At 39.6% G+C, this 19,676-nt stretch carries 23 protein-coding genes; 1 reads left to right on the top strand and 22 read right to left on the bottom strand.

The window, feature by feature from the left end:
• Positions 1-46 precede the first annotated feature (46 nt).
• Positions 47-418: a DUF3397 domain-containing protein gene (locus ACWOEC_RS07530; protein ID WP_455307117.1), complete on the bottom strand. Its 372-nt coding sequence runs from the start codon at positions 416-418 to the stop codon at positions 47-49.
• 295 nt (positions 419-713) lie between these two features.
• On the opposite strand from ACWOEC_RS07530, the gene ACWOEC_RS07525 reads away from it, so the two are divergent.
• The gene (locus tag ACWOEC_RS07525; RefSeq protein ID WP_081634494.1) at positions 714-833 is read left to right on the top strand and encodes a DUF4044 domain-containing protein; all 120 of its coding nucleotides are present in this window, start codon (positions 714-716) and stop codon (positions 831-833) included.
• 39 nt (positions 834-872) lie between these two features.
• On the opposite strand, the gene recN is transcribed toward ACWOEC_RS07525, so the two are convergent.
• From recN to ACWOEC_RS07420, 21 genes are all read right to left on the bottom strand, one after another.
• Entirely contained in the window at positions 873-2,558 is a 1,686-nt protein-coding gene (recN, locus tag ACWOEC_RS07520; protein ID WP_455307114.1) for a DNA repair protein RecN, read from the bottom strand.
• 17 nt (positions 2,559-2,575) lie between these two features.
• Positions 2,576-3,028 (bottom strand): arginine repressor, encoded by a 453-nt coding sequence (argR, locus tag ACWOEC_RS07515; RefSeq protein ID WP_297079231.1) that lies wholly within the window; start codon positions 3,026-3,028, stop codon positions 2,576-2,578.
• A 12-nt stretch (positions 3,029-3,040) separates the two neighbouring features.
• Complete coding sequence (locus ACWOEC_RS07510) at positions 3,041-3,853, bottom strand: TlyA family RNA methyltransferase (RefSeq protein WP_455307112.1); 813 nt, start codon at positions 3,851-3,853, stop codon at positions 3,041-3,043.
• Between the two features lies 1 nt (position 3,854).
• Positions 3,855-4,736 carry a polyprenyl synthetase family protein gene (locus tag ACWOEC_RS07505; protein WP_455307110.1) on the bottom strand — a complete coding sequence of 294 codons (882 nt, stop codon included), beginning with the start codon at positions 4,734-4,736 and terminating at the stop codon, positions 3,855-3,857.
• Positions 4,733-4,954 (bottom strand): exodeoxyribonuclease VII small subunit, encoded by a 222-nt coding sequence (locus ACWOEC_RS07500; RefSeq protein WP_297079224.1) that lies wholly within the window; start codon positions 4,952-4,954, stop codon positions 4,733-4,735. Before ACWOEC_RS07500 ends, ACWOEC_RS07505 begins: the two co-directional genes overlap by 4 nt.
• Complete coding sequence (gene xseA / locus ACWOEC_RS07495; RefSeq protein WP_455307108.1) at positions 4,935-6,290, bottom strand: exodeoxyribonuclease VII large subunit; 1,356 nt, start codon at positions 6,288-6,290, stop codon at positions 4,935-4,937. The genes ACWOEC_RS07500 and xseA overlap by 20 nt, the downstream gene beginning before the upstream one ends.
• Positions 6,271-7,140 (bottom strand): bifunctional methylenetetrahydrofolate dehydrogenase/methenyltetrahydrofolate cyclohydrolase, encoded by an 870-nt coding sequence (locus ACWOEC_RS07490; protein WP_455307106.1) that lies wholly within the window; start codon positions 7,138-7,140, stop codon positions 6,271-6,273. Before ACWOEC_RS07490 ends, xseA begins: the two co-directional genes overlap by 20 nt.
• A gap of 123 nt (positions 7,141-7,263) precedes the next feature.
• Positions 7,264-7,713 carry a transcription antitermination factor NusB gene (nusB, locus tag ACWOEC_RS07485; RefSeq protein ID WP_297079218.1) on the bottom strand — a complete coding sequence of 150 codons (450 nt, stop codon included), beginning with the start codon at positions 7,711-7,713 and terminating at the stop codon, positions 7,264-7,266.
• On the bottom strand, positions 7,706-8,131 hold the full coding sequence (locus ACWOEC_RS07480) for an Asp23/Gls24 family envelope stress response protein (RefSeq protein ID WP_455307104.1): 426 nt from the start codon (positions 8,129-8,131) through the stop codon (positions 7,706-7,708). The genes nusB and ACWOEC_RS07480 overlap by 8 nt, the downstream gene beginning before the upstream one ends.
• 166 nt (positions 8,132-8,297) lie before the next feature.
• Positions 8,298-9,362 carry a M24 family metallopeptidase gene (locus ACWOEC_RS07475; RefSeq protein ID WP_455307102.1) on the bottom strand — a complete coding sequence of 355 codons (1,065 nt, stop codon included), beginning with the start codon at positions 9,360-9,362 and terminating at the stop codon, positions 8,298-8,300.
• A 100-nt stretch (positions 9,363-9,462) separates the two neighbouring features.
• Positions 9,463-9,846: a DUF956 family protein gene (locus ACWOEC_RS07470; RefSeq protein ID WP_455307100.1), complete on the bottom strand. Its 384-nt coding sequence runs from the start codon at positions 9,844-9,846 to the stop codon at positions 9,463-9,465.
• A gap of 68 nt (positions 9,847-9,914) precedes the next feature.
• The gene (locus tag ACWOEC_RS07465; protein WP_297079212.1) at positions 9,915-10,826 is read right to left on the bottom strand and encodes a PTS system mannose/fructose/sorbose family transporter subunit IID; all 912 of its coding nucleotides are present in this window, start codon (positions 10,824-10,826) and stop codon (positions 9,915-9,917) included.
• A gap of 22 nt (positions 10,827-10,848) precedes the next feature.
• A complete protein-coding gene (locus ACWOEC_RS07460) occupies positions 10,849-11,649 on the bottom strand; it encodes a PTS mannose/fructose/sorbose transporter subunit IIC (RefSeq protein WP_297079210.1) in 801 nt (266 codons plus the stop codon).
• 25 nt (positions 11,650-11,674) lie between these two features.
• A complete protein-coding gene (locus tag ACWOEC_RS07455; protein ID WP_455307097.1) occupies positions 11,675-12,658 on the bottom strand; it encodes a mannose/fructose/sorbose PTS transporter subunit IIB in 984 nt (327 codons plus the stop codon).
• Between the two features lie 33 nt (positions 12,659-12,691).
• Positions 12,692-13,180, bottom strand: a complete 489-nt coding sequence (locus ACWOEC_RS07450) for a mannose/fructose/sorbose PTS transporter subunit IIB (protein ID WP_297079206.1) — start codon at positions 13,178-13,180, stop codon at positions 12,692-12,694.
• A gap of 197 nt (positions 13,181-13,377) precedes the next feature.
• Positions 13,378-16,185, bottom strand: a complete 2,808-nt coding sequence (locus tag ACWOEC_RS07445) for a sigma-54-dependent transcriptional regulator (RefSeq protein WP_455307095.1) — start codon at positions 16,183-16,185, stop codon at positions 13,378-13,380.
• Between the two features lie 17 nt (positions 16,186-16,202).
• Complete coding sequence (locus ACWOEC_RS07440; RefSeq protein ID WP_455307093.1) at positions 16,203-16,565, bottom strand: DUF1634 domain-containing protein; 363 nt, start codon at positions 16,563-16,565, stop codon at positions 16,203-16,205.
• Positions 16,562-17,401 carry a sulfite exporter TauE/SafE family protein gene (locus tag ACWOEC_RS07435; protein ID WP_455307091.1) on the bottom strand — a complete coding sequence of 280 codons (840 nt, stop codon included), beginning with the start codon at positions 17,399-17,401 and terminating at the stop codon, positions 16,562-16,564. Before ACWOEC_RS07435 ends, ACWOEC_RS07440 begins: the two co-directional genes overlap by 4 nt.
• A complete protein-coding gene (locus ACWOEC_RS07430) occupies positions 17,398-17,940 on the bottom strand; it encodes an N-acetyltransferase family protein (RefSeq protein WP_455307144.1) in 543 nt (180 codons plus the stop codon). Before ACWOEC_RS07430 ends, ACWOEC_RS07435 begins: the two co-directional genes overlap by 4 nt.
• Before the next feature lie 4 nt (positions 17,941-17,944).
• Entirely contained in the window at positions 17,945-18,856 is a 912-nt protein-coding gene (locus ACWOEC_RS07425) for a diacylglycerol/lipid kinase family protein (protein WP_297079196.1), read from the bottom strand.
• A 28-nt stretch (positions 18,857-18,884) separates the two neighbouring features.
• A complete protein-coding gene (locus ACWOEC_RS07420) occupies positions 18,885-19,625 on the bottom strand; it encodes a GntR family transcriptional regulator (protein WP_297079195.1) in 741 nt (246 codons plus the stop codon).
• Positions 19,626-19,676: the final 51 nt, after the last annotated feature.

The following is a 19,676-nucleotide window of genomic DNA, read 5'->3' as shown; positions in this document are numbered from 1 at the left end:
AAAAAAAGTTTTCTTTTCTGCTTTTTTCAACATGAGTTTTGCAAATCTAAACAATCAGTCCGATCACGCTAGTTACAATCAGTAAGATGTAAATAAATAACGTAAATAAAAAGACCATCCGCCAATACATTTTGAAAAAACGTTGGTAATGGATCTCATCAAAAAAGTACGCATGTACAAAAGCCAATCCGATCGCTAGTAAGATAATCGACATAAAGTAGTAAGCTAAAAGCGTGGTACCAAGGACTTCTAAAGATAATTCATGGAATCCAATAATCAAAAAGAACGTTGCGATATCTGGTGCTTTAATGTTGAATTTCTTTTTTAATTGAAAAAACCTCACGATAAATTGTGCACCAAAAAGTGCGATGGTTGGAAAAATATACCAAAAAAGTAAACTAACTGTAAATGTAAACATAATGTATTCCTTCCTGATTCTCTGTAGATTGAGAGAAGTTTTATTATTTCGGGCTTTAGAAAAATTTAGAAAACGGTTGACGTGAGTTGAATCGTCTATTCGTATTCATTGATTGTCATAACTAGTAAAGGTGTGGATCGCTACGCATTCCAAGACTCTGTTTGCATATCGCTTTCTCTTTGAACGGCGAATAAAAAAAGAAAAATCTTCTTTAATTTACGCTTTTGAATCTTGAGTTCTGCTATACTTGAGAGTAAACTAAGTTACAACTGATTGTTTAGAAAGGTGAGGCATGATGAGCGGAAAAAAACCTAAAAGCCGATTTGAAAAAATTACGATGGTCGTTGTCTGGTTAATGTTGATTTTAACCATTGGATCTATCGTACTAGGTGCAATCGCAAGTATCAAAGGATAACAGACAATGAGCTGAAAATCGTAGCGAAAACTACGACTTTCAGCTCGTTTTTTCTTGTTTCGCAATGGCTAACAATTCCTCTGCATGTTGGACTGTAAGCTTCGTTACTTCTGCCCCAGCTAACATTCGTGCTACTTCATGTACTCGTTCTTCATTTGACAAGCATTCCACCGTCGTTTTTGTTCGTCCATCGGTTACTTCTTTTTTGATAAAGTATTGATAATCCGCAAATGCAGCCACTTGGGGCAAGTGGGTAATACACAAGACTTGTGAACGTCGCCCGATCGTAGCGATTTTTTGCGCAATCGCTTGAGCTACGCGTCCACTAACCCCCGTATCGACTTCATCAAACACAATACTGGTCAACGCTTGGTTCTCTGAGAAGACTGTTTTTAATGCCAGCAAGATTCGCGACAATTCTCCACCACTGGCCACTTTAACTAGTGGTTTCAGCGGTTCACCAGGGTTTGTGGATAAATAAAACGCCACCTTATCCATCCCTCGATCGCCAAGCTCTACTTGTGTATCAAAACGGATTTGAAAATCTGTATTTTCCATATACAATTCTTTTAACTCACACAAAATCCCTTGTTCTAAACGTTTTGCGATTTGCTGACGTTTCTCATGCAACGTTTGCGCCAGTGAAGTGACGAGAGCTTGTTTTTGCTCTAATGCTTCACTTAAAGCAGCCAATTGTTCATCTGAGTGATCTGCTTCTGCGACTTCTGTAGTGATCTGTTCATAATAAGCTAATACCGCTTCGATGGAATCGCCATATTTACGTTTGAGCTGACGAATCACTTCTAGACGGTCATACACTTCTTCTAAACGTTGTCCGTCAAATTCCAAACTATCGATTTGACGTGAAAGATCAGAAGTCGCTTCTTGCACTAAGTAATAAGCCGATTGCAACGATTCTGCCATTCGTTCATATTCTTTATCCAGTGCCGTAATCCCTTCCATCTGTCCTGTAGCTTGGCTTAGTTGATCTGTCGTTCCTTGACCATCTTGTGTCAAAAGCTGATACGTCGCAGCTAGCGCATCTACGATCTTTTGGAAATTTGCCAATTTATCGCGTTCTTCAATCAAAGCCTCTTCTTCACCAAGCTGTAAATTAGCTTGTGCTAACTCATCTAATTGAAAGTGAAGCATATCCATTCGCTGTACATAGGACTGCTCATTTTGTTTGATTTGCATCACTTTTTTCTGTAATTTTCGAAAGTTCTGGTACTCTTCTTGGTAATGACTCAGTTGTGCGGTGAATTTGGCATCACCAAATTCATCGACTAGACGTAAATGTTGATCTGGTTGTAACAGTGCTTGATGATCGTTTTGACCTTGGATATCGACTAGAAAAGCGCCGATTTTCCGTAGATTAGCTAGCGTCATGACGCGGCCGTTGACCCGACAAATTGATTTACCAGTCAGTGTCATATCCCGTTGTACGATCAAAAAATCTTCTTCACGATCAAGTCCTAATTCCACGAGTAAATGGTCAAAAGCTTCTTGTGTCGGCCATTCAAACACACCTTCTAGTCGACAACGATCTGCTCCTTGACGAATCATCTCTACTGAACCTCGACCACCGGCTAAAAGTCCCATCGCATCGATAATAATCGATTTACCCGCACCTGTTTCTCCCGTCAGAGCATTCATTCCTTGATAAAAATTTAAATGTAACGATTCAATGATCGCGAAATTTTCAATTGTAATCTCGATCAGCATCTCTTCACCTAATTTCCCTACTGCTCGTAACGTCTAATTTCTTCGTAGATCACGTCGCGTGCTTCGTGTGTTTTTGTGATCATCAAGATCGTGTCATCATCCGTCATCATCCCGAATAATTCTTTAGTATAATAACTCTCCAATAAATTTGCTAGCGCACGAGCATTTCCTGGCATCGTATTGATCAGAACAAATTTATCCATCTTATCGACTGAACGAACAGCATGTTTTAATAAATTTTCCATCCGTTGCGCGACTTCGACATCATTTTGTGCCGGCAAACTATAGCGATATCCTCCTGTAGCAGCTGGCACTTTGATCAATTTTAATTCCTTGATATCACGCGAGATCGTAGCTTGAGTAACTTGAATCCCACGTTGTTCTAAAATCGCAACAAATTCTTCTTGTTTGGCGATATCTTGTTCACTTAATAAGCGCGTCAATAATTGATGACGATCTTTTTTTCTCATACTCTCGCTCCTTTACGTCAATTGCTGATGCGCACGAGCGACTAACTCTGCGATATCGATCGTTGGATCGATTTTACCGATTCCCGTGCTTTTTTTCAAATGAACAATAAATTCAATATTTCCTTCTCCACCTGTAATGGGCGAAAAATCTAATTGTTTGACATCATAACCTTCTTTAGCAGCAAATGTCGTGATACGTTTGATAACTTCTTGATGCGTTTTCGCTTCACGAACGATCCCGTGCTTTCCGACTGCTTCTTTGCCGGCTTCAAATTGCGGTTTGATCAATGCCATCACATCTCCTTGGTCAGCAAGGATTCGATGTAAATTCGGTAAAATCAGGCGCAATGAGATAAACGATACATCGATTGTTGCAACTTGAGGAACACGTTTGAAATCTTCTGGGTTGGAATGTCTAAAATTCACTCGTTCCATGACAACCACACGTTCATCTTGTCGTAATTTCCATGCAAGTTGATTATACCCTACGTCAAGCGCGTAACTTAATAATGCCCCATTTTGCAAGGCAACATCGGTAAAACCACCTGTTGAAGATCCAATATCTAATACAACTTTACCGGCAACGGTAAAGTCAAATACTTTTAATGCTTTAGCTAATTTCAATCCACCTCTGGATACATAAGGCAACTTTTGTCCTTTGATTTCTAAAGGTGTTGTAGCATCGATCTTCTCACCTGGTTTATCCAAGCGTTCGCTGTTGATTTCTTTATAAACCAAACCTGCCATAACGCCTCGCTTAGCTTGTTCGCGGGTCTCGAATAACCCTTGTTGGACTGCCAATACATCCACTCGTTCTTTTTTCATGTTATGCCTCTTTCTGTAGTGCCAATTGTGCAAGAATAGCTTGCATCGGTGCAGTCGTACGGTTCTCTTGTGCTAATGTGGTTAAAATCTCTTGTGCCTCTTCCAATTGTCTAGTTAGCGCAGCTTTTGCACCAGATAATCCTAATAATTTTGGATAAGTGCTTTTGTCTAATGCTTCATCACGATGAGCAGTTTTGCCTAATTCATCCGTCGTGGCGATCACATCTAGAATATCATCCCGAATTTGAAACGCAAGACCGATTTTACGCGCTAATTGATCTAATTGTATCAATTCTTGCTCGCTTACTTGACTGATAATCCCACCAGCCAATAAAGCAAATCGGATCAATTCACCGGTTTTTCGTTCGTGAATGGCTTGCAATTCCACTTGGTCTATTTGACGTTTTTCACCGCGCATATCCGCTACTTGACCTGCGACCATCCCACTTGGACCAGAACTAGTCGCCAGCAATATAACTAAACGAACCGTATCTTTGGCATCAAATTCTATACTCGCTAGTACTTGGAAAGCTAATGTCAGTAACGCGTCACCAGCCAAAATCGCCATATCCTCACCAAATACTTTATGATTCGTCGGTTTTCCGCGGCGAAGATCGTCATCGTCCATTGCTGGTAGATCATCATGGATCAATGAATATGTATGCACCATTTCTAAAGCAGCGGCTGCATCGATCGCCGCTTTAGGAATAGTTGGTTGAAACAATAAGACTGTACTAAGCAACAGTAGTGGGCGAATTCGTTTTCCGCCAGCGTCTACTGAATACTGCATACTTTGTGCTAAGCTTTTTTCGTTCGTTTCGTCTTGGATTATTTGAGCGATTTTTTGCTCGACTGCAACTAAATGCTCATTCATCATCTTCATTTTGCATCCTCTTCAAATGGTAATTCTTCATTGGTATCACTCATGATCTTCGCTAACGTTTTTTCTGCATGAGTCAGCGTATCTTTACATTCTTTACTTAATTCCATGCCTCGTTTAAAAGCGGTGAGTGATTCTTCTAGGGCAATATCCCCTTGTTCTAATTGGGTGACAATTTTTTCTAATTCAGCTAATGATGCTTCAAATGTCTGTTGGGTCATCTACTTGTCCTTTCTTGACGTCTCGTACATCTACCTTGGCTTGTCCGTCGGCTAAATGCAAGGTCAAATGATCGTTTGTATTTAATTGCTCCACCGAACGAATGATTTCGGTGTCACTTGTCGCATAACTATATCCTCGACTCATAATCTTTAAGGGACTTAATAGATCGAGTGCTTGGATTGTTTGATTGGCTTGTTGTTGTTTTTGCATAAGTACTCGAGTCATAGCTTGCATCAAACGTGTAGTCGTGTAGGCTTGCTCTTGCTGTTTTTGTGTCACTTGATTCTTCATCTGTTGTGGCGATAGCCGATAAGTGGCTGCAGCGACACGCTCGTTTTCTTTAGCGAATCGTACACTGATCACATGCTGTAGTCTTTGAATCATCACATCTACTTTTTGGATCTTCGATTCATATAGCCGCTCCGGCTGTCTCAAAATGTATGAATTGGCTAATGCTTGATACCGTTGTTTCTTTAAGTCGATTTGATGTAAAAAAGCTTGTTCCAATCGTAGTTGTTTTTCTTTGATTGCTAACACTTCTTGGGTCAATACCGGCACAGCCAATTCAGCAGCTGCTGTCGGAGTAGCTGCACGAACATCCGCCACTAAATCGGCAATCGTCGTATCTGTTTCGTGACCGACCGAAGAAATCACAGGAATAGGCATCGACACAATCGCACGAGCCACTTGCTCTTCATTAAACGGCCATAAGTCTTCAATCGATCCTCCACCTCGACCCACGATCACAGTATCAAAATCACCTAATTGTTTCACGCGTTCTAAATTTTCTACTATATTTGCCGCCGAACGTTCTCCTTGAACGACGGTAGGAAATAGCACGATTTGTGCAATCGGGTATCGTCTTTGGACAGTCGTCATAATGTCGCGGATCACTGCACCACTAGGAGACGTTAGTACTACGATTCGTTTGGGAAATTTAGGCAATGCACGTTTTTGACGATTGAATAATCCTTCAGCGGCTAGCTTTTCTTTTAATTGTTCAAATGCTTGGTATAAAGCCCCCACACCATCTGGTTCCATATGTTCGACATATAATTGATAGTTTCCCGTCGTTTCAAATAGTGAAATGCGCCCGACTACCAAGACTTTCATACCTTCTTTTGGTTCAAAATTCAATTTTGCAAAAGCTTGCTTGAACATCACTGCCGAAAGCTTAGCCTGATCGTCTTTTAAACTAAAGTATTGATGGTTTGGACGCAGCCTAAAATTTGAAATCTCTCCAGTCAAATAAACGCGCTCCAAATAAGGATCTGCGTCAAATTTACGTTTCAAATAGGCGGTAATCGCCGCAATACTAAGATAATTCGTTTTCACTTAATCGTCTCTCCTGACGTTTTGCAGCTTCATAAGTTTGTTGCATCAACATCGTAATCGTCATCGGACCCACACCTTTTGGAACCGGTGTGATAAAACTAGTTAATGGCGCTACTTCATCAAAATGGACATCACCGATCAATTTGCCATTTTCATCGCGATTCATTCCAACATCGATGACCACTGCACCTTCCTTGATAAATTCTTTCGTTACAAAATGACCTCGTCCAATTGCCACGACTAAAATATCTGCCGTTTTGGCTAAAGCTGCTAACTCTTTTGTTTTAGAATGCGCCATCGTGACTGTAGCATTTTGCGCCAATAATAATTGAGCCATCGGTTTTCCCACAATGTTACTGCGACCGATCACAACAGCGTGTTTTCCGCTTAGATCGATCTCATATGCACGAAACATCTCCATAATGCCGTATGGTGTACAAGGAATCATCTCAGGTGTGCCGGCAAATAAATGCCCTAGATTCATCGGATGAAATCCATCAACATCTTTTTTAGGATCGATAGATTCAACAATCTTTGCTTCATCGATATGTTTTGGAAGTGGAAGTTGTACCAAAATCCCATGAAAATCCTCATGTTGATTGTAAAATGCAATTCGTTCTAATAACTCATCTTCTGTAATCGTCTGACTCAAACGTTCGATTTTTGAATGGATACCAATTCTCGTTGCAGCCAATTCTTTATTTTTCACATATGTCTGACTCGCAGGATCTTCTCCGACTAATAACACCACTAACCCTGGTGTTTTCAGCGTTTGTTCTTGTGCGATCGTTTTCCTTAATTGTTCTTGCATGTTTTGGGCTAACCCTTTTCCGTCAATAATTGTTGGCATTCATTCCACTCCTTTACACTTTCTCATATTTTATCATAGGAAAGAAACGGATAGAACTCTCTAAACACGAAAGATCCAATTTTAGACAAAAACTTAGCCATTTTACAAAAAAAAGAAGCTGACCTATGCGCCAGCCTCGATTTCTTTATTGATAGAAGACAATACTCCATTGATAAACTTACGTGACTGTTCATCGCTAAATGTTTTTGCCAGTTCGATCGCTTCATTTAATACAACACGATTTGGTACGTCTTCCACATAAAGCATTTCAAATAATGCGAGACGTAAAATCGTTACATCAATCTTAGCTAAACGACTAATCGACCATCCTTTACGTAAATGCTGACCGATCTGTTCATCTAATTCATTTCGTTTAACACATACGCCACTAACAACTAAATCCAAGTAAGCAGGTACAAATGCTTCTTCTGCTTCATCAAGCAATTCCGTATGGTTCAATTCAATCGCATGATCGATCGCTGCCTGTTTTGAAAGGTCTTTGTTAACATCTAGAGGAAATAAAGCTTGAACTGCCATTTCTCTGATCTCATGTCTTGATAACTCTTTATTCATTCTCTTCCTCTTCATTCCCAAATAATTCCGCTATATTGATTTCTTCGGTTTTTTCTGGCACTACTGCCAAAACGTGTACATTTACTTCACTTAATACTACGTCTGTCATAAACAATACTTGTTGTTTGACGATTTGCTGGATCTCCATGGCAACTTTCGGTACCGATACACCGTATTTCATATAGCTGTATAAATCGACCTTAATTCCAGCTTCATCGATAGTCAAATGCACGCCTTTACGATGTGCTGAACGACCTAGTAATTCGTTCACATTATTGGTAAATGAACCACGCATCGCATAAACACCTTCGACTTTAGCTGCAGCAACCCCAATGATGACTTCGATAACTTCAGGTGCAATCACAATTTCACCTAGTTCTTGGTTGGCGTCTAATACTAAATTTGTTTCCTCGACCATATTATCTCCTCCGTCCCTAATTATGAGCACGAACGAGTAGCGCTCATGACAATTTCTAACTAGAACCACATATTGTGTTTACTTCGGTAACAGTGTATCATTTTCTCAGAAATTTCGCTATAAAAACTCTAGTTTATAGCGAAATTCTAAGATTTTATTTTTCACTTTATAGTAAAATTAATTCTTTTGGTGCATGTGTCAAGACGCGGTTTCCTGTTTCGGTAATCAACAGATCGTCTTCGATGCGAACACCCCCGATACCTGGCAAGTAGATTCCTGGTTCATCCGTGATGACATTTCCAGCAACAAATGCTTTTTGCGCTCTAAACGAGACATTTGGCCCTTCATGGATCTCTAAGCCGATTCCATGACCAGTGGAGTGTCCAAATGCATCTTTATAGCCATAAGATGCAATGTGATCACGCGCAATTGCATCCAATTCCACGCCAGTCATGCCAGGTCGTGCAACTTCAATCACTTTTTGATTGGCTTCTAAAACGATTTGGTAGATATCTTTTAATTGTTGGCCTGGATCACCAATCGCAAATGTACGCGTCACGTCCGATACGTACCCTTCATAGTAGCAGCCAAAATCGATGGTAATCAAATCGTTTTGCTCGATGATTTTTGAGCTTGCTACACCATGAGGCATCGCTGAACGGACACCACTTGCAACGATCGTTTCAAACGACACACTCGTTGCCCCTAGTGAACGCATGAAAAAATCTAATTGATTCGCTACTTCGATTTCTGTCATCCCTGGACGAATCGTTTTAATCGTATTGGCGATTCCTTGATCTGCGATTGCACATGCTTTTTCGATCAATTCGATCTCTGTTTCATCTTTGACTTCACGTAATTCTTCGATCATCCCAGAAATCGGTACTAATGAAGACTCTGCAATAATTTCTTCTAACCATTGGTAATCCGCAAAACTCACAAAACTTTCTTCAAAAGCGATCGCATCAATTTCTTCTTGCATACAAAGTTTGGCCACTTCGTCAAAGATCGGCCCTTTATTTATAACGATCTCAAATCCTTGTGCTTGTGCTGTTGCTTGTTCTGTATAACGAAAATCTGTCACAAAAAAAGCTTTCGTTAAAGTAATCACCGCTAAACCAGTTGTTCCGGTGAAGTTCGTCAAATAGCGTAAATTATAAGGACTGGTAATCAAAAATGCGTCCACTGCTTCTTTTTTCATTGCCGCACGTAATTTTTCAATTTTATACATATTCTTCCCTCTTTCTGTTTCATATTCCTATACTAGTATACCAAATTTTAGATTATTCTGGTATTAAAGAAAATGGACCTCCATCCAGGAGATCCATTTTTTATTTTTTCTTTTTTCCAGTAAACAATGCGACAATACCCCGCTTGACGACATCCGTAAAGGTCAATGAGCGCACCATATGACTTGGATCGACATAGACTTGAATCGCTCGCAACACTTTTTTAGGCTGTTTTGAGGCAAATGTATACGTCCCATTTTTTTTCGTCTGAATTGCATAGCGTGGGATCCATTTCCCTTTAAACATGACAGAGGCAATGACATAATCTACTTCCTCCCAAGGGATTTGAATATATTTTCGTGCGTCCCGATCATTAAAAAACTCAAATCCATGATTACCGATCATAATTTTCCCGTAATCGGTGATGCCTAAATAAGATGTTGCATCGATAACCAAATCAACTTTAGAATTAATAGATTCTACCATATTGCTCTCTCCACCTCTTATGTAAAAATGAAGGTCTTGAGTTAAGACCTTCATTTCTTTTTTCTATATTATAACAAACCGATTACGTGGCCGACAACACCGACTACGAATAATCCTAAAATGATTACGATTGGAGAAACTTTTTTCTTCAACAACCACATACAACCTAATGTTAATAATAAAGCTGCAAGTCCTGGAATCAATTGATCCAAGTTATCTTGTAGAGTAGTGACTTTAGTTGAATCTAATGCACGACCTGAAGCTACTTGACCAAATGCATCTTTTAGACCTTGACCAGACAATGGAATTTTGTCCCAATCAACATACGCACCATCGTCTAATTTCACACGTGAAATCACTGGCGTGAATTTGATCGATACCCAACGCTGTACTAATGATCCTAACACAAACATCCCTAAGATCGAAGCACCTTTTGTTACTTTTTGTAATAAACCACCAGATAAATCTTCAGTGATTTTTGATCCTGCTGTATAGCCAAATTCTTGTGTATAGACCATAAATGCCCAACGGATGATATTCCACAAAACAAAGAATAAAATTGGTCCTAAGATGTTTCCTGTCAAGGCAAGAGATGCTCCTAGTGCACCTAACATTGGACGAACAGTAAACCAGAATACTGGATCACCAACACCGGCTAAAGGACCCATCATCCCTACTTTAACCCCTTGAATCGCTACATCATCAACAGGTGCTCCATTTGCACGATCTTCTTCTAATGCTAAGGTTACCCCTAAAATCGGTGATGCGATATATGGATGTGTGTTAAAGAATTCTAAGTGACGTTTCAACGCTGCTGCACGATCTTCTTTTGATTTATATAATTTTTTGATTGCTGGAATCATTGCAAAGGCCCAACCACCATTTTGCATACGCTCATAGTTCCAAGATCCTTGGATAAATGTTGAACGCCATGCTACGGACATCCGATCTTTTTTTGTTAATTCAATTCTATCTGCCATGTTTTTCTCCTCCTTTTTTCGCTTAGTAATCGTTTAAGATATCGCCTAATGGGTCACCAGTGTTTCCACCGCCGCCTTTAGATGAACCACCCATATCTGAAAGATTTAGGTAGATCAATGCAATCGCGATAGCTAACGCACCAATAGCGATCAAAGTTAGTTGTGAAATTGCTGCAATAACGAATCCAATAATAAAGAATGGCCAAACTTCACGTGTTGCCATCATGTTAATAACCAACGCATACCCTACTGCTACGACCATTCCTCCACCAATTGCCATTCCATCTGTTAACCAAGCTGGCATTGATTCTAAGAAATTACGTACCACGTCTGCTGGAATGAATAATAAAGCGGCTGCTGGAATCGCAATACGAATCCCTTGTAAACATACTGCTACGATATGCCAAAATTCGATTTTACGGTAATCACCTTGTTCTGCTGCTGCATCCATAAAGTGAATGATCGGTACAGCAATCGTACGTACTAACATCGTTAAGAATAAACCAGCTACGGCTAAAGGAATCGCTACAGCAATCGCTGAATCTACCCCTTTTACTCCTTGACCACCTAATACTAAAATAATTGCAGATGCTACTGAAGCTAAAGCCGCATCGGGTGCTACCGCAGCTCCGATATTCGCCCAACCTAGTGCGATCATTTGTAGTGAACCACCTAAAACAATTCCGGCTCCTAAGTTTCCTGTTACTAGTCCAATCAATGTACATGCTACTAATGGTTGATGGAATTGGAATTCATCCAAAATTCCTCCCATCCCCGCAAAGAATGCGACGATGATAACTAAAATCATAGATATAATCGACATCTCTTAATCCTCCTTATAGTTGACGTTAAGCTTTCCCTAACTCTTGTTTTGCTTTTTTCAATAACTCATTCATATTACTTTTTGAATCATTTGGTACTTTGCGAACGTCGAATTTAACGCCTAATTTTTCTAGTTTTTCAAACGTCTCAACATCTTCTTCACCCATTGAAAGCACTTTATTTACTACGACTTTCCCTGTTGAATGTGCCATCGATCCTACGTTGACTTCTTTGATATCCACGCCACCTTCGACTGCTTTTAATAAGTCTTCAGGATTTTCAAATAATAAGAGCGCTTTTGTCCCACCAAAACGAGGATCTTTTGCCACTTCGATCATTTTCTTGATCGGAATCACGTTGGCTTTTACTCCAGGAGGCGCTGCTTGTTCGATCAATTTTTTACGAAGATCATCTTTTGCTACCGCATCAGACACAACGATGATACGTGTTGGCCCAGTCGCTTTCGTCCATGCTGTTGCCACTTGTCCATGAAGTAAACGTGTATCGATACGTGCTAAAACAAATTTGATTTTCCCATCACCCACTACAGTTCCTGGAGGCATTGCGCCTTGTGGAGCTTCAGCTTGAACAGGCGCTGCAACTTCTGGCTCTAATTCTTCCGGTTTTACTTTAACACCATCTTTTGCTGTATTAATGATGGCTTTGGCGATATCTTGTGCAGATTCCATTGAGAAACGAGAAGCATATGCTTCGATGACCATCGGTAAATTCATCCCCGCTACAATCGCCCAATTCTCTTTATGCGCTTCAAATAGGCTGTTGGCTTGATTGAAAGGAGTTCCTCCCCATAAATCAACTAAAAACAAGATCTCATCTTGGCTATCAAATGAAGCAATCGCTGCTTCCATTTTCGCCTTGATATCATCTGGTCCTTCACTTGGTTCTAATACACAAGCAGCAACGTTTTGTTGTTCTCCAAAAATCATTGCGCCTGACTGTAAGATCCCTTTAGCGAAATCACCATGGCTGGCTAAAATTATTCCGACCATTCTTTTCCCTCCTATACTTTTTTGACATCGTTGTCATTTTTTCTCTTTTTCTAATAAATCGATCAACGAAATCTTACGATCTGTCGGAACTTTTCTAAGTTCTAGCTCGATTCCTCGATAATAGAGATAGTAAAAGGCTTGTCGATCCTTTTCATCAATAGATACATAATTTGTAAGCATATGCTTTCCGGTTTGAAATCGCATTCCACCGATATTCACACTAGATAAGGATAATCCTCCTTGAACAACGCGAACCACATCTTGCGGATTCGTAAACAATAATAAAATAGCTTGTTCAGAATACAAAGAATAATCACGAATCTGTAGCATTTTTTCAATAGTGACCACGTTTGCGCGAATACCTGGAGGAGCTGCTTCTTTCAACAACACCGTTCGAAATGGATCTTTCGCTACTTCATCACTAACGACGATGATTCGATTGATATTGGTCATTTTCGTCCAAGCCGTTGCGACTTGTCCATGAATCAAGCGATCATCGATTCTCGCTAAACGAATTACCATCTCGTTTCCCCTCACACTTACAATTTTGTTATCTATTCATGAATCGGCCTTTCACTTATCTATAAGCAAGAAGCGTGCCAATAATTACATACACTACTAAACAGCATTTTTTCAACTCAAAAAACACTAAAACGATACACTATTTTTAGTGTATCGTTTTAGTGTATCGTTCAAACGCTATATTGTATAGCAGTGTATTATTGTGTATCGATTTTTAATCGTAACATTTCAACAATATAATACTCTTCAGATTCTGCAATATCTAATCCAAATGGTGTCATTAGTTTTACAAGTTCACGATGCAAAAATGCATATCCTGAGAATGTATACATCGCCTGTATTTGCTCACTTGTAGCACTTAATGGTCGTTTGAGTAATGCACGTTCAAACAGATTGCTACAATGTGTCACTAAATTCGTACGAAAAGCATACGTTTCATCTTGGATTTTCCATACTTCCAGCAGTTGACTCGCAAACGTCCAAAGTGGATCGATCAATTTATCTGGATTAAAAAAAGTCAATCCTTCTGCCATAAATCGTTGACACGCTTGTTTAGCACTCACTTGATCGATCATTCGATCTTCATCTAATAATTGCGCTTCAAATGTCGATTCCATCAGTAAGTAATCAATTAATTCATCCGTGTCCGCATTGATAAAACGTTCTAAGGAAATGAACGGGGCATCAATTTTAGGATCAACAACGCCTGTCGAGGCAATGATTTCATATCGCTCCACTAGATCTGCTAAACGCGTGCTAAGTTCGATGACAGATAAAGTCAATACATTTAGATCATCGATATGTTGCTGTCCTAGAGAAGTTTCGATGATTTTTTTTACTTGTTGGGCCGTTCCCTCGCCAGAAGCACAGATCGCTAAAATCACACGTTCTTTATTGGTATCTTTTGCTTTTTCTGCTACATGACCATATCCTCTAAACGTGCGTAGTGCATCATAAATACTATCTAGGTCACTACCGATTACAGATGCCTTGCGCGCAGCTTCTAATACATTTGGTGTGGTTACCATATCAAGCGTACGTACTTTAATTCCTGTATCGCGTTGGATTTGATCTTGAAACGTAGCCAAAGATCCCATATCAACCATCAATAAAACCCCACTATAATCATGTACACGTTTTACCGCTTCGACGACTTTATCATAAGCGACCTTAGGCGACATATCTAGTGGCATATCCACTGCGGCAATCTGATCAACACCTAAGAGCGATTTGACGACATCCACCATACTACGCGCAGTACTTTCGCCATGAGCCGCTACAACGACACCAATTTTCCCTGTTATCGATGCATTGCGTAGCGAAATTAATAACACTGCCAAGTAATCTTCTTCTGCTTGGGGAATCTCGACTTGGAAAAAGCGTGCGATATGTTGCCTGATTTCGTGAGCAAGTGCTAGTTCTTCAGGATAGCTATGAACCATTTCACGAATATTATCATTTGAGTAGCGAATATCTCCTAGCTGGATTTTCTTCATAAACGAACTGATATGTAAACTCATCGCATACAAAAAGTTTTGCTCAAGTGCATCCCCAAATCGTTCGTGGACGATCTGATATAACTGATTAGTCAGCTCGATGATCTTAGGATCCACAAATTCACTTAATTTATTTTCTGATTGAAAAGAAAATCCATGGTTTTTATAAAATGATTTCAAGTGAACATTAATATCTGTTGAAATAAAATGGTGAATCGTCTCTTGATCCACACCTTCAGCTTTTAATAAATCTGCTTTGTCACCAATGATGTCATATAAATTATAAGGTAGATCGTACGAACCAGTTTGGATATCAATCAATGCATCGTCTGGTTGGATCACTAATTTAGACGCTACATATTGTGAGAGCGCAGTCAAACTCTGACGTTTACTTGCTAAATAGACAAGCCCAGAGCGAATACCTTCTGGCACATCTTCCATCGTGATTTCGATTTCATTATGATACATATGATTTAAAAACCCTCTAGCACAAATCAGTTGAACATTGGATTTTAATTGTCCGATATTCCCAAACGTCACTGCCCCAATCAGCGACTTCACCACATCTTCAGTCAACGAGATCGTTCGTTCGATACGTTTGGCTTCTTGTGCGACCATCACTTTTACTAAATCGATTTTTTCAATTGCCGGCCGTTCATCGAAAGAAGGCAATTGGATCGTAATTGGGATCCTACGTAAAAAGGTTCCTAGTAATGTCGAGGATGGATTTTCTGTTGTTGCTCCGATAATGCGAACACTAGCTTGTCGATGCTTACCACTTTCTCCTAAACGATTATACCGACCATGATCCATAAAATAGAAGATCATTTCTTGACCTTCGGGTGGTAACCGATGGATTTCATCTAAAAATAGCATGCCATCATTCGCTTCTTCAATAATGCCTTCTTTATCTTTTTCAGCTCCAGTAAAAGCGCCTTTAGCATAACCAAATAAATGACTCATCAATAGCTCAGGGTTATGAGCATAGTCTGCACAATTGAATACGATTAATTCTTTATCTGATGCGATTACTTCATTTTGTCGCGCAAATTGAAACATAGCATGTGCAAAATGAGTTTTTCCTGATCCAGTTGGTCCTGTAATCAAACAATTTAACCCTTTAGGTGGATATAAAATCGCAGCTTTAGCCTGTTCACCTGCGTTTTTCATCGAACCATTGATTCCAATGATTGTTTGAAAGACATCTTGTGATTTTTCAAACGACAAGCGGGGTTTTGTAACTGGCAATTCTTTATAACTTGGCACATATTTTTCTACTGGTGGAATAGGATCGACTAGTTGATCCAACGCTTTTTCTACTAAAAAATAGGTAACTGGACGTCCATCACTTTTCGTTAATTTTTGTTGCCGAACCAATTCATTTAATTCTTTGCTGACATTGGAACGTTGCATATTGAGTTGTTCGGCAAGTTCACTTGTCGTAAACCCTTGCTGTGTCGCTTTTTTCTGCTGCAAATAATTCCAAATCAAATCCTTACGTTTTGCCACGTATTCCCCCCCTTTTTTTACCCGTGTATGCCAAAAATCATGCTAATGAGTAAAATAAAAAACACGATAATCGTAATGATCGTATAGATGAGATCACGTTGTTGAATAAATAGTAAAATCGAAACAAGTACGCGTAATGCGGGTGTTAAAATAAGGAAAAACAATCCTACTAATAGATAGGTATCCGGAACCAAATGGATAAAACCAAACACTAATTTTGACCATGAAAACAAGTCTTGTGCTGTAAACACTTGATCGGTCCCACGTAACGTCAACAATAGTCCAATAACCAATAAAGCCGCTGCAACATACGTCCCGATCGCTAAAATCCGTCCAATCAAAAGCTCCATTTTTTGAATTTCTGATTCTGAATTGTTCATCCTATTCCTCCAAATCCTTTGATGATCATTTGAATGCCTAAATAGAGTAAAATCGGAACGAAAATGATGCGGATCGTTCTCGTTTTAAGATACTGCATGATTCTGGTTCCGATCGTTGAACCAATTAATACTCCGATTGCTAATGGAGCTGCGATCATTGGCTGAATCGATCCGTTAAATAAATAAATCATCGCACTTGCCGCAGCCGTAACGCCCATCATCAAATTACTCGTCGCGCTAGAAGGCTTTAACGGCATTTTCATGATCGTATCCATCGCCAACACCTTAAATGCCCCGCTACCAATCCCTAATAGACCACTAGCGATCCCAGCACCAAACATCATCGAAAAGCCACCCGTTAGATTCGTCAGTTGGTAAGAGATCATTCGTTTTTCTTGCTTGTCATAATACGCGCCATTTAATCGAAGTTTTTCTACTACCGGAGATACAGTATCTTGAAAAATCGTTTCTTTTTTGCGGCCAATCAATTTTTTAACCATATTATATGCTGAAAAAACAAGTAAGGAACCAAAAAACATATATAAGATATTAGGCGCAAATAGCCCCGTCAACAATGCGCCTACAATCGCGCCTAGTGTCGTCGCGATTTCTAAAAACATTGCGACTCTCAGATTTAATAAATCGTCTTTTAGATATGCAATACTCGCGCCAGAACTCGTCGCAATCACCGAAATCACACTTGCTCCGATCGCATATTTAATATCGATTCCTAAAGCTAAGGTCAAAAACGGTGTGACGATAATGCCTCCACCTAATCCTAAAATCGCGCCTAAAATCCCAGCTAGGATTCCACTAAGCAAAAACAAAGAAATCATACTCTTTCTCCTTTAGCGTTTGCCGGGATAAAATTATCCGGTTTTTTAGACGTAAGTAATGTTTTTTGCATCCATGTAATATCCCACCATGTATCAAATTTATAGCCGACTTGTCGAAACTCACCGACTATTTGATACCCTAGTCGTTCATGAAAAAGAATACTCGATGTATTGCTAGATGTGATACAAGCTAATGTTTGATGAATATTTTGCATGCGTAAGCGTTGTTCTAACTGTTCATAAAGCATGCGCCCGATACCATTTTTTTGTGCATCAGGCGCAAGATACACACTCACTTCAACACTCCAATCATATGCTTTACGCGCTTTATACGCACTTGCATAGGCATATCCCACTACTATATCCTCTTTTACTGCCACTAAATAAGGATAGGTATGCTGAATTTGTGTGACACGTGTGGTAAATTCGTCTAGTGTAGGGATTTCGTACTCAAATGTCGTGGCGGTTTGCAAGACATAGTGACCGTAGATCTCAACTAGTTTAGGAATATCTGCAGTCGTTACATTTCGTATATCTATCATATTAATTGGCCACGCTTTTTGGGTTCGGACCTGAAAATACTTGTAGATGTTGTGCATAAATTTCTAAAGTAACAGGTAACGCCGGTCCTGGATCACCATCGACATTTGTTTCCAAATGAGTCGCTGTAGTCAACTCAATCGTTCCTTTTTTAAACGTATGGTAGCCGACATTTTCACTTGATGTTTCGACCCCCTGATACAATTCTGGTAAACTTTTTAACACATCAAACATCGTTTGGTCTTTTAAATAAAGCAAATGAAAATTACCATCATCGACTTGAGCTTTCGGTACGAGTTGTTCAAACCCACCAATCGAATTGGTCAACCCAATCAACACTAAACTACTCGTCACTTCGATTTCTGTTTGATCGAATTTGATCAAAAAATCATAGGATTCATTTTTGATCAACTGTTTCAGTCCTGAAAAAATATAGGCAAATTTCCCTAGTTTGGTCTTCGCTTCAGGATCGACATCATTAATTGACTCTGGGATCGTGCCGATCGCGACCACATCCATAAAGTAACGCTCATTGATTTTGCCAATATCTAGTGGCTTAATACGATCGAATGAGATACATTCAATTGCCTCTTTTGGATCTAAAGGCAGATCTAGCGCTCGACCTAAGTCATTGACTGTCCCTAATGGAAAGAAACCAAATAATGGACGAGTTGCATGATTGGCTAAACCATTGATTACTTCATTGACTGTACCGTCACCGCCCATAGCAAATACGGCATCATAGCCAATCTGTGCCGCTTCATCTGCAAAACGTGTGGCATCATCAGCTTTTTCAGTATATTGGATATCGACACGCTCAAACATCGAGCGTAATTTTTCTTCTGCTAAATCTGCATATTCTTTTGCTTGCTCTTGTCCTGAACTAGGATTAATAATTAGTCTTGCTTTTTTCATTATAAACTCATCCTCTCATTTTATCGATTTAAGCATCCACACTACTCATCGAATAGCCTCGTACATCAAAACGGTTACGACTTTTTGAATATTCTAGTGGACGGCCATCTTTTAGATAGACCACTTGTTCGACTTCTAACACCGGATCTTCTAGTGAACAAGCTAGATACTCTTGATCATAACGGTCCGAGCGATCCGCTTGAATACTGCGATACGCACCACCAAATTGTAGTCCCAATTCTCCTTTGACATAATCATAAATCGAGTGTAATAAAATATCCGTAGTCAGCCCAGGTACTAGATCACAAGGCATATACGTATGCTCGATCAAATAAGGAACATCTTCTAAAATACGCAAACGGATCAATTTATAAACAGGTTGCTGCGCTTTGATCATTAGACGTTGTTGGACCTCAGTACTTGGAAACATCACTTCAAAACAAATCACCTTACTAGTCAACGTCTTATGTTTTGCAGCCATTTGTTTACTTAGCCCGTCATATTCTCCTACAGGTGAGGTATCTTTATTCCAAAACGAACGATTTAAAACTTTTGTACCTGCACCTCTTCTGGCGTATACTCGCCCTTCCATCATTAAGAGATCAATCGCTTTTTTGACCGTCATTCGACTAGCATCAAATTCTGCTACCAATTCTGTTTGATTTGGTAAGAATGTATCTTCTGCATAGATACCAGAATCGATGCGTTCACGTAAACTATTGGCGATTTCTTCATATTTGGGTTTCAAAAAAACCACCTCCTCTATCATTTTACTCGATATCAAATTGTTAGACAATTTTTACTCTACATTATTTTTTGT

Source organism: Enterococcus bulliens (assembly GCF_053761865.1).
Note: the sequence above shows the minus strand (reverse complement) of the source record. Positions and strands in the feature narration are given on the sequence as shown.

What these genes read in the sequence shown, in the direction of transcription:
- ACWOEC_RS07455 (WP_455307097.1), bottom strand. Translation starts at nt 12,658, where the DNA reads ATGGTCGGAATAATTTTAGCCAGCCATGGTGATTTCGCTAAAGGGATC.
- ACWOEC_RS07500 (WP_297079224.1), bottom strand. Translation starts at nt 4,954, where the DNA reads ATGACCCAACAGACATTTGAAGCATCATTAGCTGAATTAGAAAAAATT.
- ACWOEC_RS07435 (WP_455307091.1), bottom strand. Translation starts at nt 17,401, where the DNA reads ATGATTTCTTTGTTTTTGCTTAGTGGAATCCTAGCTGGGATTTTAGGC.
- ACWOEC_RS07420 (WP_297079195.1), bottom strand. Translation starts at nt 19,625, where the DNA reads ATGATAGAGGAGGTGGTTTTTTTGAAACCCAAATATGAAGAAATCGCC.
- ACWOEC_RS07440 (WP_455307093.1), bottom strand. Translation starts at nt 16,565, where the DNA reads ATGAACAATTCAGAATCAGAAATTCAAAAAATGGAGCTTTTGATTGGA.
- ACWOEC_RS07510 (WP_455307112.1), bottom strand. Translation starts at nt 3,853, where the DNA reads ATGAAAAAAGAACGAGTGGATGTATTGGCAGTCCAACAAGGGTTATTC.
- ACWOEC_RS07530 (WP_455307117.1), bottom strand. Translation starts at nt 418, where the DNA reads ATGTTTACATTTACAGTTAGTTTACTTTTTTGGTATATTTTTCCAACC.
- ACWOEC_RS07460 (WP_297079210.1), bottom strand. Translation starts at nt 11,649, where the DNA reads ATGTCGATTATATCTATGATTTTAGTTATCATCGTCGCATTCTTTGCG.
- ACWOEC_RS07470 (WP_455307100.1), bottom strand. Translation starts at nt 9,846, where the DNA reads ATGGTAGAATCTATTAATTCTAAAGTTGATTTGGTTATCGATGCAACA.
- ACWOEC_RS07490 (WP_455307106.1), bottom strand. Translation starts at nt 7,140, where the DNA reads ATGCCAACAATTATTGACGGAAAAGGGTTAGCCCAAAACATGCAAGAA.
- ACWOEC_RS07465 (WP_297079212.1), bottom strand. Translation starts at nt 10,826, where the DNA reads ATGGCAGATAGAATTGAATTAACAAAAAAAGATCGGATGTCCGTAGCA.
- recN (WP_455307114.1), bottom strand. Translation starts at nt 2,558, where the DNA reads ATGCTGATCGAGATTACAATTGAAAATTTCGCGATCATTGAATCGTTA.
- argR (WP_297079231.1), bottom strand. Translation starts at nt 3,028, where the DNA reads ATGAGAAAAAAAGATCGTCATCAATTATTGACGCGCTTATTAAGTGAA.
- ACWOEC_RS07505 (WP_455307110.1), bottom strand. Translation starts at nt 4,736, where the DNA reads ATGAAGATGATGAATGAGCATTTAGTTGCAGTCGAGCAAAAAATCGCT.
- ACWOEC_RS07525 (WP_081634494.1), top strand. Translation starts at nt 714, where the DNA reads ATGAGCGGAAAAAAACCTAAAAGCCGATTTGAAAAAATTACGATGGTC.
- ACWOEC_RS07475 (WP_455307102.1), bottom strand. Translation starts at nt 9,362, where the DNA reads ATGTATAAAATTGAAAAATTACGTGCGGCAATGAAAAAAGAAGCAGTG.
- ACWOEC_RS07425 (WP_297079196.1), bottom strand. Translation starts at nt 18,856, where the DNA reads ATGAAAAAAGCAAGACTAATTATTAATCCTAGTTCAGGACAAGAGCAA.
- ACWOEC_RS07480 (WP_455307104.1), bottom strand. Translation starts at nt 8,131, where the DNA reads ATGGTCGAGGAAACAAATTTAGTATTAGACGCCAACCAAGAACTAGGT.
- ACWOEC_RS07450 (WP_297079206.1), bottom strand. Translation starts at nt 13,180, where the DNA reads ATGGTAATTCGTTTAGCGAGAATCGATGATCGCTTGATTCATGGACAA.
- nusB (WP_297079218.1), bottom strand. Translation starts at nt 7,713, where the DNA reads ATGAATAAAGAGTTATCAAGACATGAGATCAGAGAAATGGCAGTTCAA.